The sequence below is a fragment of the Vibrio sp. L3-7 genome (assembly GCF_963898195.1).
Taxonomy (GTDB): domain Bacteria; phylum Pseudomonadota; class Gammaproteobacteria; order Enterobacterales; family Vibrionaceae; genus Vibrio; species Vibrio echinoideorum.
This window is the reverse complement of record NZ_CAWQUW010000034.1, coordinates 140,870-156,011: the sequence shown is the minus strand read 5'-3', so window position 1 is coordinate 156,011 and position 15,142 is coordinate 140,870. Positions and strand designations below refer to the sequence as shown.

Here is a 15,142-nt window from a genome sequence, read left to right as displayed (position 1 = left end):
CATGAGTACCATCTTAATTGCGATCATTGCACTCGCTGTTTTAGCGGCCGTTTTTGGTGCTATTTTGGGCTTTGCCTCTATCCGCTTTAAGGTAGAAGCCGATCCTATCGTTGATCAAATCGACACAATATTACCGCAAACTCAATGTGGCCAGTGTGGCTACCCAGGCTGTCGCCCATACGCAGAAGCGATTGCCAATGGAGACAAAATCAACAAATGTCCTCCTGGCGGCCAAGCAACCATTGAGAAACTAGCAGACTTGATGGGCGTAGAAGTTGAAGACTCCGCTCATGACTTAGATAACAAAGTAAAAACCGTTGCCTTCATTCATGAAGATATGTGTATTGGCTGTACCAAGTGTATTCAAGCCTGCCCTGTTGACGCCATTGTTGGTGGCACTAAAGCGCTACACACAGTAATCAAAGATGAATGTACAGGTTGTGACCTATGTGTTGCACCTTGTCCAACAGACTGTATCGAAATGATTCCAGTGGCAACAACGACTGAAAATTGGAAATGGCAGATGAACATCATTCCTGTTACTGATATCACTAACCAAGCGACTGATGCGACCGCGTCAGAGCCTAAAGCATAGGGTTAGTATGATCTCTTTAATTGAACAAATTCGCACGGGCTCTATTTGGAACTTTCCGGGCGGCGTGCACCCTGCTGAAAACAAGAAACAGTCGAATGCTACTGATATCGTTCATGCAAGGCTCCCTGAAGAAATAGTTCTTCCTGTGAAACAACACATCGGTAAGCCCGGTAACCTACTGGTTGCTATTGGTGACACAGTACTAAAAGGTCAGCAACTCACGGCTTTAGATACTGGTTTCACTTTGCCGGTACACGCACCAACATCGGGTGTAATTACCGAGATCGAGCCAAGAACCACCGCTCACCCTTCAGGCTTGAGCGAAGTTTGCGTGGTTATTAAACCTGATGGACTAGACACTTGGGTTGAAAAACACCCTGTTGAAGACTTTTCATCAAAAACATCTGATGAACTGCTTGATGTGATTCGCCAAGCTGGTATCTCAGGCATGGGCGGCGCAGGCTTCCCCACAGCTAAAAAGCTTCAATCAGGCTTAGGCCGTACCGACATTTTGATTGTCAACGCCGCTGAGTGTGAACCTTACATCACCTCTGATGACAAGTTGCTTCAAGAGCATGCCGACGAAGTATTAAAAGGCATCGAAGTAGTTGAACACATCCTTCAACCAAAGCTAACCGTGATCGGCATTGAAGACAACAAACCTGATGCGATAAAAGCACTTGAGATTGCAGCGAAAGACAAAGACATCGTCATTCGCGTTATCCCAACCAAATACCCTTCTGGTGGTGAGAAGCAGCTTATCAAGATCCTCACCAACAAAGAGGTTCCTGCTGGCGGCATTCCCGCGGATATTGGTGTTTTAGTTCAGAACGTCGGCTCTCTTTATTCTATTAAGCGAGCGGTAATTGACGGCGAACCGGTGGTTAACCGCGTTGTGACTTTAACCGGTAAAACCTTTAAGCAACCTCGTAACGTTTGGGCGCTACTAGGCACACCAGTACATGAATTGCTTGAAGAGTTTGGCTACAAAGCCGATAAAAAACTGCCACGTTTGATTTTGGGCGGCCCTATGATGGGCTTCACCTTGCCACATGCCAATGTGCCAATTACCAAAACATCGAACTGTATTTTAGCGCCAACACGCCGTGAGATTTCACCAAGCACTTACGAGATGGAATGTATTCGATGCAGTGCATGTGCCGAAGCTTGCCCCGCATCACTACTTCCTCAACAACTGCAATGGCATGCAAAAGCCAACGAGTTGGATAAGTGTGAAGAGCTAAATATTAAAGACTGTATTGAATGTGGTGCTTGTGCTTTTGTCTGCCCAAGTGAAATCCCGTTAGTTCAGTACTATCGCCAAGCAAAAGCAGAAATCAAAACAAGAAAAGATGAAGCGACAGCCGCAGAACGCGCCAAGATTCGTTTCGAAGAGAAAAACGCTCGTATGGAGCGTGATAAAGCCGAGCGTGAAAATCGCTTCAAAAAAGCCGCTGATAATCGTCGTAAAGACATGAAGTCCGCTGACGGTGACGATGCAATTGCTGCTGCTATCGCACGTGTTAAAGCGCAAAAATCAGCAGCAGACCAAACACCAAATGCAGAACCAGCCGTGAAACCTGCGGTTGCTGCTGCGATTGCCAAAGCAAAAGCGAAACAAGCTGCGGCTCAGAAAGCGAACGACGCCGGACCTGATAACTCTGAAATGTCTAAGTTACGAGAAGAGCGTAAGAGACAAGCTAGAGAGCGTAAGGCGCAACAGGCTGCAACTGATACTCCAGCAGAGAACTCTGGCGACGCTAAGAAAGATGCTGTCGCAGCAGCCATTGCTCGTGCTAAAGCCAAGAAAGCACAGCAAGCGGAATCAGCTTCTGACACTCCAGCTGAAAGTTCTGGCGAGACTAAGAAAGACGCCGTCGCTGCAGCTATAGCTCGCGCTAAAGCGAAAAAAGCACAGCAAGCAGAATCAGCTTCTGACACTCCAGCTGAAAGTTCTGGCGATACTAAGAAAGATGCCGTCGCTGCAGCTATCGCTCGCGCTAAAGCGAAAAAAGCACAGCAAGCGGAATCGGCTTCTGAGGCTCCAGTTGAAAGCTCTGGCGACGCTAAGAAAGATGCCGTCGCTGCAGCCATCGCTCGCGCTAAAGCAAAGAAAGCTCAACAAGCAGAATCGGTTGCTGAAGCTCCAGTTGAAAGCTCTGGCGACGCTAAGAAAGATGCCGTCGCTGCAGCCATAGCTCGTGCTAAAGCAAAGAAAGCACAGCAAGCTGAACTGGCTTCTGAAGCTCCAATTGAAAGCTCTGGCGACGCTAAGAAAGATGCCGTCGCTGCCGCCATTGCTCGTGCTAAAGCAAAGAAAGCTCAACAAGCGGAGTCGGTTGCTGAAGCTCCAGTTGAAAGCTCTGGCGACGCTAAGAAAGATGCTGTCGCTGCTGCGATTGCTCGTGCTAAAGCGAAGAAAGCTCAACAAGCTAAGCAGGCCGAGACTAAAGAAACCGCTTCTGAACCTGAGATTGAACCTTTAGTTGAAATAAAGGCTGAGACTCAACAAGAGTCCGTCGACCCGAAAAAAGCTGCCGTTGCCGCTGCAATAGCTCGCGCTAAAGCAAAGAAAGCACAGCAAGCGAAACAGGACGATACAACTGAAACACCAGAACCAGTACTTGAAGCTGAAGATCAACAAGAGCCCATCGATCCTAAAAAAGCTGCCGTTACCGCTGCAATAGCTCGCGCTAAAGCAAAGAAAGCACAACAAGCTAAGCAAGACGAGTCAGCTGAAACGCCTGAATCTGTAGTTGAAGTAAAGGCTGAAACTCGACAAGACCCCGTCGATCCTAAGAAAGCAGCGGTTGCTGCCGCGATTGCTCGTGCTAAAGCAAGAAAGGCGCAGCAAGAGCAAGACAAAAAGAATAATGAGGAGAAAGAGTAGTGGCCTTCTTTATCGCCAGCTCACCGCACGCGCACAATCGTAGAAGCACCCCAGATCTCATGAAATGGGTCGCTATTTGTGCATTGCCTGGTCTACTAGCTCAAGCCTACTTCTTTGGATGGGGTACGCTCATCCAGTTAGTATTTGCTATTGCACTTGCTGTTACTTTTGAAGCGGCAGTGATGCTGCTAAGAAAACGCCCGCCAGTAATGGCATTGCGCGATTACAGTGCTGTTGTGACCGCTTGGCTACTCAGCGTCGCGATTCCCCCACACTCTCCATGGTGGATTATCGTTATAGGTATGTTCTTCGCTATCATCATCGCAAAACACCTTTATGGTGGCCTTGGGCAAAACCCATTTAATCCTGCGATGGTGGCTTACGTTGTTTTGCTGATCTCATTTCCAGTTCAGATGACCAGCTGGAATGCACCTACTAGCTTAACGGCTGAAGCGACTAGCTTTGTTGACTCATTCTTGATGATCTTTACTGGTTTCAATAATGAAGGTTTGTCTCTACAACAAGCTCGCCTTGGTATTGATGGCACCACCATGGCAACCCCACTTGATGCATTCAAAACGGCATTAACGGCGGGCAACACCGCTTCTGAAGCACTGTCTCAACCTCAATTTAGTTGGTTAGCTGGTGTAGGCTGGGAATGGGTTAACCTAGCTTATCTAGTTGGTGGTTTGGTACTGATCAAACAACGTGTTATTCAATGGCATATCCCAGTAGCATTTCTGGGCAGTTTGACCCTATTTAGCTTAGTGTTCTTAATATTCACACCGGGTGAAACTGCTTCGCCAATCATTCATCTATTATCTGGCGCAACCATGCTTGGTGCATTCTTCATTGCAACCGATCCGGTTTCAGCCTCGACGACAGTGAAAGGTCGCTTGGTATTTGGTGCTCTGATCGGTGGCCTAGTATTTATCATCCGCAGTTGGGGTGGCTTCCCTGATGGTGTGGCATTTGCTGTATTATTAGCCAATATGTGTGTTCCACTGATTGACTACTACACCAAACCTCGTACATACGGTCACTAAGGAGCGGATACCATGCTAAATGCAATTAAGAAAAACGGCCTTGTACTCGCTATTTTTGCGTGCGCTTCGACAGGTTTGGTAGCGGTAACTCACTACCTGACCAAAGATCAGATCAAGCAGCAAGAACAGGCTCAGTTACTGTCTGTACTTAACCAAGTGATCCCGCATGATCTGCACGACAATGAGCTGTTTTCAGCCTGTACTCTGGTTCAAGCAGAAGAACTGGGGACTGAGCAAGCGATGCCAGCTTATATTGCTACACTCAACGGTGAACCTAGCGCGATTGCGATTGAAGCCATCGCACCTGATGGCTACAACGGTGCAATCAAAGTGATTGTAGGAATGGAAATTGACGGTACTATTTTGGGCACTCGTGTTCTTTCTCACCGCGAAACACCAGGGCTTGGCGATAAGATTGACCTTCGAGTTACGGATTGGATACTCTCATTTTCGGGTAAACAAGTAACCGAGTCGAATCTTGATCGTTGGAAAGTTCGTAAAGATGGTGGTGACTTCGACCAGTTTACCGGTGCAACCATTACGCCAAGAGCCGTCGTTAAATCAGTAAAACAAGCGGTTCAGTACGTTAACCAAAACAACCAAGCATTGCTTGCTCAACCTCTAAATTGTGGTGGTGAATAATGAGTGACCATAAAACACTAATTAAAAATGGCATGTGGGCCAACAACCCCGCCCTAGTGCAACTTCTTGGCTTATGTCCGCTGTTGGCTGTCTCTTCGACTGTGACTAACGCTCTTGGATTAGGTATCGCTACCTTGCTTGTGTTAGTCGGTTCGAACGTTTGTGTCTCTTTGGTGCGTAACCATGTACCAAAAGAAGTTCGAATCCCAGTATTCGTGATGATCATCGCTTCACTGGTAACCTGTGTTCAACTTCTGATGAATGCCTACGCGTACGGACTTTACCTATCTTTGGGTATCTTCATACCACTGATCGTAACCAACTGTATCATCATTGGCCGAGCGGAAGCCTTCGCTTCAAAAAATGCAGTGTTACCTGCTGCTCAAGATGGTTTCTGGATGGGCCTTGGCATGACATCAGTGCTGGTTGTATTAGGTGCGATGCGTGAGGTTATTGGTAACGGAACCTTGTTTGATGGTGCAGACCTGCTACTTGGTGACTGGGCTTCAGTGTTACGAATCCAGATATTCCAATTTGATAACAGCTTCTTGTTAGCTCTACTTCCACCAGGTGCCTTTATTGGTGTGGGTTTCTTGATTGCTTTGAAAAACATCATCGACAACCAAGTAAAATCTAGACAACCAAAGCAAGAAAAACCAGCCATTGAACGCGCTCGCGTTACCAATGCCTGATAAGTTACTGTAACTTAAAACCCTGCTGAGTAGCTCAACCGCTTAGCAGATATAGATTGACCAAGTACACATAATAATGACGCTCATAAGAGCGCGTAACCGATGATAAAGCCTGAGTTTTACCGAACTTGTTATATAGAAACTAGTTAATTCAAGTTAACGATACTCAAGCCCTAACTATTTGAAAGTAATGTCGCTATGAATAATGTAAAACGAGTAGAAATACTTGAGCGTTTAAGAGAAAACAACCCAAAGCCCGAGACTGAGCTTAACTGGAATAGCCCTTTCGAGTTGCTGATTGCCGTGCTCTTATCTGCACAAGCAACCGATGTCAGCGTCAACAAAGCCACTGATAAGCTTTACCCAGTCGCCAACACTCCACAGTCTATCTTCGACCTAGGCGTTGACGGCTTAAAAGAGTACATCAAGACTATCGGCCTGTTTAATTCGAAAGCTGAGAACACGATTAAAACGTGTCGTATGTTACTTGACCTACACAATGGTGAAGTTCCGGAAGATCGCGCGGCATTAGAAGCCCTTCCCGGTGTTGGACGAAAAACAGCAAACGTAGTATTGAACACAGCCTTTGGTTGGCCAACCATTGCCGTTGATACTCACATCTACCGTGTATCAAACCGCACTAAGTTAGCGATGGGTAAAACGGTCGACGATGTAGAACAAAAGCTATTAAAAGTCATCCCAAAAGAATTCAAACTAGACGTCCACCATTGGCTTATTCTTCATGGGCGTTACACCTGTGTGGCGCGTAAACCGCGTTGTGGCAGCTGTATCATTGAAGATTTGTGCGAGTTCAAGGAAAAAACAGACGTCTAAGCTCATAAACTCTAAACCTTAAGCTCTAAGCTCTAAGCTCTAAGCTCTAAGCTCTAAGCTAAGAAGCTAAGAAGCTAAGAAGCAAAAAATTTAAGAACTAAAAGCTAAACATCGCCGCGGTTTTTAAGCGGTATAAGACAAGAATTACAAAAACGTACACATAGTTAATGCTAGGAGCAAATCATGTCAAACGGTCGTCTTTTACACACCATGCTACGAGTTGGTGATCTAGATAAATCTATTGAGTTCTACACCAACGTAATGGGCATGCAACTGTTACGTAAGAACGAAAATAAAGAGTACGAATACACACTGGCTTTCGTTGGCTTTGGTGACGAATCTCAAGGTGCAGTTATTGAACTGACTTACAACTGGGGCACAACAGAATACGATCTTGGCTCAGCTTTTGGTCACGTGGCTATCGGCGTCGACGATATCTACACAACGTGTGACGCGATTAAAGCCGCTGGCGGTAACGTGACTCGTGAAGCTGGCCCAGTAAAAGGCGGTTCAACTCATATCGCATTCGTAAAAGACCCTGACGGCTACATGATTGAACTTATTCAGAACAAGCAAGCAAGTGCAGGACTAGAAGGTTAATTGCTAACCACTACAATTCTAGGCTTTTAAAGCAAAAGCCAAACCAATTAACAAAAGAAGCGAGCACTATGCTCGCTTCTTTTTTATGTTTCCACGCATGAACAATACTCCTCACCAATTATTATTAACAATCTCACCAATGAAACTTTACATGATAATGATTATCATTTAAATTAACCACCTATTGATTAGTGAGGTAATATAATGATTAGCGAATGGGAAAAACACACGTTACTTGCCGATACTGCATTGCAGCTCGACGATCCTGTACGAAGTATTCTTCACTATCAGCAAGCACTAAACTTAAGCGAAGAAATTACTGAACGCACCGATATTCAGGCCGATGAACGCTTACTGATTTCGGTTATCTCTTGCCACAATCTCGCACAGTTTTGGCGTTGGGCGGGCGATACTGACTATGAACTTAAGTACCTTCAGCTTGCTTCAGAAAAAGTACTGACACTGATTCCGCAGTGCCCGAATACACAATGCTCCAGCTTTATAGATTCTATTGGTTGTTGCAAGAAGGCCCTTATCGATTTCATGAAACGCCATCCAAACCCTAAAATTGCCTCTATGGTGGAAAAAATCGATACCGCGACTAACTGTGAAATGATTGCGCGTTTCCGCCTGAATTAATGGTTGTCTTGAATAACCACATCAGACCAAAATCGACATATTATCCAAAAAAAATGCCCGTCACGTAGATGGGCATTTTTATCTTTACCTTTATCTAGACAAGCTATTCAGCTCAAACCTGCGTGCGACCTAAAGAGATCACAACACGTCGGTTTTTGTCTTTACCAATTGGCGAGTTGTTGTCGGCAATTGGGCGACGCTTACCATAGCCTTGCACTTGAATGCGGTCTTCCGGCAAACCCAATGACTTAAAGTATTCTCTTAACGATTCCGCTCTTCGTTCTGACAGGTTCTGACTAATGCCTTTGCTGTCGGCAGAGTCGGTATACGTTGCCACTAACACAAGATCGATATCTTGGTTGTAGCGAACATAATCAGCAATCTGGCTTAGCCTGTTACGCGACGACTTGTTCAACTGATCGCTGTTACGATCGTAGTGCAAAATAGTAAAAGAGATATCTTCAAAGCTGTAAGGCAACAAATTGGCGATACAGTCACTAAACACATTGTACTTCTCTTGGAATAGCACCGACGACAACGACACTGCAATGCGCTGATCTCGGCTCTGCCACTCTTGGTAACTGAATGTCGGGTAGCGCCCTTTCTCCAGTTCGCTCAAGATCCCCCAAGCTGTTTGACCACCTACATAGCCGTCAAATTGTTGGAAGAATTTGATGGTTGTCATACGATCAGCACTTTCGCCCGGGCGCCAGGGTGGCGGCATAGAGATCAAGCTTACATTACGTGTCGCCCCCATTGGGCGACGCATTTTGAGCTCAAAGTCCAAAATGATTTTTTTGCTCGCACGAGATGAGAACTCAGCATCACCGAAATTTGGGATCGGATGAACTAAACGACATTCGAGTGGTGTATTGGCCACCATCTCCCATGTCGACTGTTGAGGAGATGCTCCGTAACGCTTTTCTTGTGCCAATACCGATGACGACATAAGTAGCGAAAATAGCATTGAACCTGTTATGAGTTGTTTCTTCATAAAGTGGAGTATCTCTTAAGCAATTCGTTTAACAATGCAGCCAATTGCCGCATATTTCTATCGAGTTTAAATATGCAAATATCAAGCCGCAATAGGATAGCTAATTTACTAATTATTGCCGTTCCCTAGTTTTTATCACTGCTATTATCTGCAATAATGCAGCCCTAATCACACTTATTTGGGCTAACATGACTGTAGAAAACGAAGCTCTGACCCTAAAAAAACGCTTTCGCGGCTATTTTCCAGTGGTCATCGACGTGGAAACCGCAGGGTTTAACGCAGAAACCGATGCATTATTAGAGATCTGTGCCATTACATTAAAAATGGATGAGAACGGAGATCTGCACCCTGCATCAACGCTTCATTTTCACATTGAACCTTTTGAAGGCGCAAATATAGAGCAGGCAGCATTAGACTTTAACGGAATTAAAGACCCATTTAGCCCATTACGTGGTGCTGTGTCGGAACAAGAAGCCCTTAAAGAAATCTACAAGCTAGTGAGAAAAGAACAAAAAGCTTCAGATTGCAGTCGTGCAATCATGGTCGCTCACAATGCTACATTCGATTTAAACTTCGTAAATGCAGCAAGTGAGCGTTGTAAGCTTAAACGCGTCCCTTTCCATCCATTTGCAACTTTTGACACTGCAGCTCTTAGTGGTCTTGCCTACGGTCAAACCGTTTTGGCTAAAGCTTGCCGCACTGCAGGGATGGAATTTGACAACAAAGAAGCACACTCTGCTTTGTATGATACGCAAAAAACCACAGAGTTATTTTGCGGCATAGTAAACAAATGGAAAGCCCTTGGTGGTTGGCCTCTTGTTGACGAAGAATAAAAATAGAGTCGGTAAACGTTCGCTCGTATTGCCTTCATAAAAAACACAACATCTCGAGAATAATATGAATCCTGTTGTAATTTCAGTTTGCATCATGCTTGTTTTAGCATTGATGCGCGTAAACGTTGTCGTGGCTCTCACGTTCAGTGCAATTATCGGTGGCGTAGCCTCTGGTATGAGTGTGAACGACGCAGTAGCGGCTTTCGAAAGTGGATTAGGTGGCGGTGCAACTATCGCTCTTAGTTATGCAATGCTTGGTACTTTTGCTGTTGCTATCTCTCGATCTGGTATTACAGATCTGCTTGCTCAAAGCGTTATTAAGCGTATTCATGGCAAAGAGAACAGTGCGGCATCAAATGGTCTTAAATACGGCATCCTAGCGTCTTTGATCTTAGTGACCATGTCTTCACAAAACGTGATTCCTGTACATATCGCCTTCATCCCAATCTTAATCCCACCTCTACTTGGCGTATTCGCAAAAATGAACTTAGACCGCCGTCTAGTTGCGTGTGTACTGACTTTTGGTTTGATTACCCCTTACATGGTATTACCGATCGGTTTTGGCGGTATCTTCTTAAACAACATCCTGCTTAAAAATCTTCATGACAACGGTCTTGAAAATGTTGTAGCAAGCCAAGTACCAATGGCGATGTTATTACCTGCAGCAGGTATGATCTTCGGCCTTCTTACGGCGGTGTTCTTTACTTATCGTAAACCGCGCCAATACAAAGAAACGTCACATACTGTTGTTTCTACAGAACTCAAAGAAATCAACAAGAAGCACATCCTAGTGGCTGGTGTTGGTATTGTTGCAGCACTTACGGTTCAACTATCGACGGGCTCGATGATCATCGGCGCACTCGCTGGCTTCATGGTATTTACCTTCGGTGGTGTGATTGCTTGGAAAGAGACACACGATGTCTTCACTAAGGGCGTTCACATGATGGCAATGATCGGCTTCATCATGATTGCAGCAGCAGGTTTTGCAGCAGTAATGAAGCAAACGGGTGGCGTTGAGTCTCTAGTTGAAGCACTTTCAACAAGCATCGGCGACAATAAACCTCTAGCGGCTCTGCTTATGCTAATCGTTGGTCTGTTGGTAACAATGGGTATTGGTTCTTCGTTCTCGACGATTCCAATCCTTGCGACTATCTACGTTCCACTAGCCGCAGCGTTTGGTTTCTCACCAATGGCGACTATCGCACTAGTTGGTACAGCAGCAGCGTTAGGTGACGCGGGTTCTCCGGCTTCTGACTCAACATTAGGTCCAACATCGGGTCTTAATGCTGATGGTCAACACGAGCACGTATGGGAAACCGTAGTACCAACGTTCTTGCACTACAACATTCCACTGATTGTATTCGGTTGGATTGCTGCAATGACGCTGTAGTCAAAGACTTAAAGAATCTGTTCGCTAGTAAGTGCTAGCTTTCAATTGGATAGATATTCAATTAAAAAATTAGCACTTACAAAAAAGGCCGTTATCTCTCGGTTACTACTAAGAATTAGTTGATGACTAAGTACTTAGAGTAAGACACGGAGATAACGGCCTTTTCGATCGTATTAAGGCGGCAATTAACCTTGCGTTAAGCTCGCCTCTAAGACATTTCGAACTGAGTGTAATGTCGCTTCAGTCGACTGGTAATCGAGCTCGACTTCAGTGAAGATGCCATTGACCTCAAGCATTAAAGTCGGGTAAGAGTGCACACCAATTGCTTCTTTAAAGCCTAACTGGTCATCTAATTCACTTTCCAATAATTTGCTAGAAAGGTCATTTTCAAATTGTTGTACGTTCATACCTAACTCTTCAGCTAACTGCAAATGAGTCTCTTGGCTATGTGGCAACATCGCACGAAGGTAATATGCATGTTGAATCGCTTCAAGCATCGCTTCATAGTGATCTTGAAAACCAGCGGCTATCACAGCGCGACATGCAGGATAAGTACTGCGAACAGGCTGACACTCGGTCCAAAATTCATGGTTGAACTCAGTACCTAGCTTTGCTTCGATCTGCTTCCAGATAGCTTGAAGCTTACCTTTCATTTCTTCAGACATCGGCTCGTCTGAATCTGGAGCTAAACCACCAACAACATAGTTAAACTCAATACTTGCTGGTAATTGTTGTTTTAACAACTCTAGCGTTGGCTTGTATCCCCAACACCAGCTGCACATTGGGTCATGTACATAATGAAGTTTTACGTTCATTGTTCATTCCTTATCGAGTCAATTGTTCAAACAAAAAAGGAGCCTAATTAAGGCCCCTCATTTTATCTATTCAAGCGTAAAAGCTAGAACTTATTCAGCGTCATCGCCAGCAACTTTAGCCGCTGCTTCTTTAACGATTGGCTGAAGTTCGCCTTTTTGGAACATCTCAAGAATGATGTCACAACCACCGATTAGCTCACCGTCAACCCAAAGTTGTGGGAACGTTGGCCATTGTGCGTAAGCTGGAAGCTCTGCACGGATGTCAGGGTTTTGTAGGATATCTACGTAAGCAAATTTTTCGCCACACGCCATTAGTGCTTGAGATGCTTGAGAAGAAAAACCACAGCTTGGCAGCTTAGGAGAACCTTTCATGTAAAGTAGAATGGTGTTTTCTTCAATTTGCTGTTTGATTTTATCGATAGTTTCCATTGCTTCCTCGTTAATGGATTACGGCTTTTATTGCCTTTATTCTACCCCAAACCAAAAGAATAAAAACCATATAAAAAAAGCGGTTTACGAGCTAAGCTAACAATTCACACAAAAGTGATGAAATAAGCTTTTAATAAAGTAAAAACTTGCTAAACTATATCGCAAGTCAGCAAATTGACCGTGGTTGGCCGCATAGCGAACCATGAATAATAATATCACTGGAAGCAATCGAAAGAGTTAACTCTTTCATATCAATGGAGAATTGAGCAATGGCATTTGAACTACCGGCTCTTCCTTACGCGAAAGACGCGCTGGAACCACACATCTCAGCTGAAACGCTAGATTTCCACCACGGTAAGCACCACAACACTTACGTTGTTAAGCTAAACGGTCTTATCCCAGGTACTGAGTTTGAAGGCAAAACACTAGAAGAAATCGTTAAGACTTCTACTGGTGGTGTTTTCAATAACGCTGCTCAAATCTGGAACCACACGTTCTACTGGCACTGTCTTGCTCCTAAAGCAGGCGGCGAACCAACGGGCGCTGTTGCAGAAGCTATCAACGCTGCATTCGGTTCTTTCGAAGAGTTCAAAGCGAAATTCACTGATTCAGCAATCAACAACTTCGGTTCTTCTTGGACTTGGTTAGTGAAGAAAGCTGACGGTTCTCTAGACATCGTTAACACTTCTAACGCTGCTACTCCTCTAACAGAAGAAGGTGTTACTCCACTTCTAACTGTTGACCTATGGGAACACGCTTACTACATCGATTTCCGCAATGTTCGCCCTGACTACATGGCTGCATTCTGGAACTTAGTAAACTGGTCTTTCGTAGAAGAGAACCTAGCTAAGTAATCATTTACTTATGCTGCGCTATTTATAGCGAGTGACTTATTGAAAGCTCATGCCTCGGCGTGAGCTTTTTTGTATCTACCATATTTAGTCTTTAGTCTTTAGTCTTTAGTCTTTAGTCTTTAGTCTTGCAACATTGAAAATCAAGCCGGTTAATAAAGCGTGCTTTTCAACCGATATCACCGTTTTTCCCTAGTCTAAAAAAATCCCCATATCAGCGCCGCGTAAATTCTCTACTTGCCTGTAATTAAACACTAAAGTTTGCCGACTCCATGCCGTTAAAGGTGTATCAAATGAGAGGCGACATGCAAATACACACTTTAGACAAAGCAGGAATCATCAACGAACTTAAGTTCGGCATCGGGATCAGCCAAGCGGTTGAGCAAGGTCGCCGTGCAGATTTCGCGTTGCTGTTATCTATGTTTTCTAATGATGTTCGCGATTGTACTCCTATAGACACTATCGAAGTCACTGAAACGACTGAAGATCGTCTACGCGAGCAATTCGGTGTAGCTGAACCTCAACCTCTACGTTCAGATCAATCCTCTTACGAGATTTCTGCGCAGCAGTCGAATTACTTTCATCAAGCCAGTCTTGCTAGCGCAAAGCTAAGCCATTACTTAAAACCAGAAGCACTGGCTTTTATGCCTGAAGATACGGCCGATTTCCCTGAAGAAGTTTATCAAAACCTATCTGGTCACGACCGACGTAAACTGGCAAATAAACATTTACCTGATTTGCCTCATGCCACCCTCTATAACGAGCTCTCTACAGCCCAACGTCAGTATCAGATTCAAGCTCAAGTATAGTCGTCACCTGTCTTCTCTCACATTTGCTACCCTCTCTCACTTATATGGCCAGAATCATTGATCTGAATTATATGAACCACCAGCCTTAGGCATGCTTGAAATACGAGTTGTCGATTACTACTTGAAGTTACTACAAAATGTGAGCTGCCACTAAGTTCATAAAAACTTATTAATTGGCACGCCTTAGTTTGAACCAATTCACACCGACTGTATAAAATTTAACCCATCCTTAAGCGACATTGACTCTTTTCTTAGGTGCATGGATGGAAATTAAAAGCTCAATCATATTGGTGACATCAGCAGGCTCGCGCTTGGGAGGAACGATTGCGAACCACTTTGTTAACCTTGGAGCTACCGTTGTCCTTTGTGATAAAGACTCTACTGCACTTCAAGAAACTTATACCCAATGTTCTCGATTCTCTGATTCCGTCTACCGTTACACGCTCGAAGGTAATCATAATCAAGCCATATTAGCGGTCTTCGATTTTATCCAGCACACCTTCAACACTACGCCGGATGTATTGGTGAATAACTGGATCAGCGCTCCAATGCCTAGTCTGATTGGCGACCAACCCGTCAGCAGTTTTATTGATGACCTCTCTTCTAAGGCCTCTACCCTTTTCGCTTTCGGCCAGATAAGTGCTGAGCGATTAAGAGAAGAAGATAAAGAAGGAGTGATCGTCAATGTGATCTCTCACGAAGACTTTAATGATGTGTCAGGTTTGGAGAGTGCCAACTCAATGATTACCGGTTTTACCCATAGTTGGGCTAAGGAACTCACTCCATTCGGGATACGAGTTGGTGGAGTTGTTCCTGCCGTTCATAATGCAGACGGTAAACTCAACCGATGTCACTGGGCTCAACTACAAGACGAACTGACCAGAACAACCGAATACATCATTTCTAATGATTACTTTAGTGGGCGGGTCGTGGCGGCTGAAGTATAGATCCTTTTTACTTTATTACTTTTTAATTCCTTAGCTTGTTAGACCTAGCCTAACCGCAAAAACAAAAAAAGCCCCAGTCTCTCGACTGGGGCTTTGTTCTTTTCCCGATTAGATAAGGTTCGTGCTAGCGAAAACT

General features: G+C 44.6%; 16 protein-coding genes. 13 read left to right on the top strand and 3 right to left on the bottom strand.

Features of this window, described 5'->3' with window-relative positions; genetic code table 11:
* The first annotated feature begins 1 nt into the window (after position 1).
* The 8 genes from rsxB to AACW75_RS18720 all read left to right on the top strand — a co-directional run bounded on the left by rsxB (position 2) and on the right by AACW75_RS18720 (position 7,938).
* A complete protein-coding gene (gene rsxB, locus AACW75_RS18755; protein WP_004734040.1) occupies positions 2-595 on the top strand; it encodes an electron transport complex subunit RsxB in 594 nt (197 codons plus the stop codon).
* 7 nt (positions 596-602) lie between these two features.
* Complete coding sequence (gene rsxC / locus AACW75_RS18750; RefSeq protein WP_145570920.1) at positions 603-3,485, top strand: electron transport complex subunit RsxC; 2,883 nt, start codon at positions 603-605, stop codon at positions 3,483-3,485.
* Positions 3,485-4,531 (top strand): electron transport complex subunit RsxD, encoded by a 1,047-nt coding sequence (gene rsxD, locus AACW75_RS18745; RefSeq protein ID WP_145570918.1) that lies wholly within the window; start codon positions 3,485-3,487, stop codon positions 4,529-4,531. The genes rsxC and rsxD overlap by 1 nt, the downstream gene beginning before the upstream one ends.
* A gap of 12 nt (positions 4,532-4,543) precedes the next feature.
* Positions 4,544-5,173 (top strand): electron transport complex subunit RsxG, encoded by a 630-nt coding sequence (gene rsxG, locus AACW75_RS18740; protein ID WP_102552765.1) that lies wholly within the window; start codon positions 4,544-4,546, stop codon positions 5,171-5,173.
* Positions 5,173-5,865 carry an electron transport complex subunit E gene (locus AACW75_RS18735; protein ID WP_017076180.1) on the top strand — a complete coding sequence of 231 codons (693 nt, stop codon included), beginning with the start codon at positions 5,173-5,175 and terminating at the stop codon, positions 5,863-5,865. Before rsxG ends, AACW75_RS18735 begins: the two co-directional genes overlap by 1 nt.
* A gap of 198 nt (positions 5,866-6,063) precedes the next feature.
* Positions 6,064-6,699 (top strand): endonuclease III, encoded by a 636-nt coding sequence (gene nth, locus AACW75_RS18730; protein ID WP_017076181.1) that lies wholly within the window; start codon positions 6,064-6,066, stop codon positions 6,697-6,699.
* A 183-nt stretch (positions 6,700-6,882) separates the two neighbouring features.
* Positions 6,883-7,299: a lactoylglutathione lyase gene (gene gloA, locus AACW75_RS18725; protein WP_017076182.1), complete on the top strand. Its 417-nt coding sequence runs from the start codon at positions 6,883-6,885 to the stop codon at positions 7,297-7,299.
* 204 nt (positions 7,300-7,503) lie between these two features.
* A complete protein-coding gene (locus tag AACW75_RS18720) occupies positions 7,504-7,938 on the top strand; it encodes a DUF2753 domain-containing protein (RefSeq protein ID WP_017076183.1) in 435 nt (144 codons plus the stop codon).
* A gap of 112 nt (positions 7,939-8,050) precedes the next feature.
* Here AACW75_RS18720 and motY read toward each other — a convergent pair whose 3' ends face one another.
* The gene (motY, locus tag AACW75_RS18715) at positions 8,051-8,932 is read right to left on the bottom strand and encodes a flagellar protein MotY (RefSeq protein WP_017076184.1); all 882 of its coding nucleotides are present in this window, start codon (positions 8,930-8,932) and stop codon (positions 8,051-8,053) included.
* 188 nt (positions 8,933-9,120) lie between these two features.
* Between motY and rnt the strand changes: the two genes are divergently transcribed.
* Positions 9,121-9,765 (top strand): ribonuclease T, encoded by a 645-nt coding sequence (gene rnt, locus AACW75_RS18710; RefSeq protein WP_017061178.1) that lies wholly within the window; start codon positions 9,121-9,123, stop codon positions 9,763-9,765.
* A gap of 64 nt (positions 9,766-9,829) precedes the next feature.
* Positions 9,830-11,155, top strand: coding sequence for a Na+/H+ antiporter family protein (locus AACW75_RS18705; RefSeq protein WP_017076185.1), 1,326 nt, complete (start codon positions 9,830-9,832; stop codon positions 11,153-11,155).
* 185 nt (positions 11,156-11,340) lie between these two features.
* Here the strand turns inward: AACW75_RS18705 and AACW75_RS18700 are convergent, their stop codons facing one another.
* Both AACW75_RS18700 and AACW75_RS18695 read right to left on the bottom strand, forming a co-directional pair.
* Positions 11,341-11,970, bottom strand: coding sequence for a DsbA family protein (locus tag AACW75_RS18700; RefSeq protein ID WP_102551930.1), 630 nt, complete (start codon positions 11,968-11,970; stop codon positions 11,341-11,343).
* Positions 11,971-12,060: 90 nt separating this feature from the next.
* Positions 12,061-12,399 carry a Grx4 family monothiol glutaredoxin gene (locus AACW75_RS18695; protein WP_017076187.1) on the bottom strand — a complete coding sequence of 113 codons (339 nt, stop codon included), beginning with the start codon at positions 12,397-12,399 and terminating at the stop codon, positions 12,061-12,063.
* Between the two features lie 269 nt (positions 12,400-12,668).
* Here AACW75_RS18695 and sodB point away from each other — a divergent pair, with 269 nt between their 5' ends.
* The 3 genes from sodB to AACW75_RS18680 all read left to right on the top strand — a co-directional run bounded on the left by sodB (position 12,669) and on the right by AACW75_RS18680 (position 15,006).
* A complete protein-coding gene (sodB, locus tag AACW75_RS18690; RefSeq protein WP_004734050.1) occupies positions 12,669-13,253 on the top strand; it encodes a superoxide dismutase [Fe] in 585 nt (194 codons plus the stop codon).
* 302 nt (positions 13,254-13,555) lie between these two features.
* Entirely contained in the window at positions 13,556-14,059 is a 504-nt protein-coding gene (locus AACW75_RS18685; RefSeq protein ID WP_261377666.1) for a VC2046/SO_2500 family protein, read from the top strand.
* A 263-nt stretch (positions 14,060-14,322) separates the two neighbouring features.
* Positions 14,323-15,006 (top strand): SDR family oxidoreductase, encoded by a 684-nt coding sequence (locus tag AACW75_RS18680; RefSeq protein WP_102551924.1) that lies wholly within the window; start codon positions 14,323-14,325, stop codon positions 15,004-15,006.
* Positions 15,007-15,142: the final 136 nt, after the last annotated feature.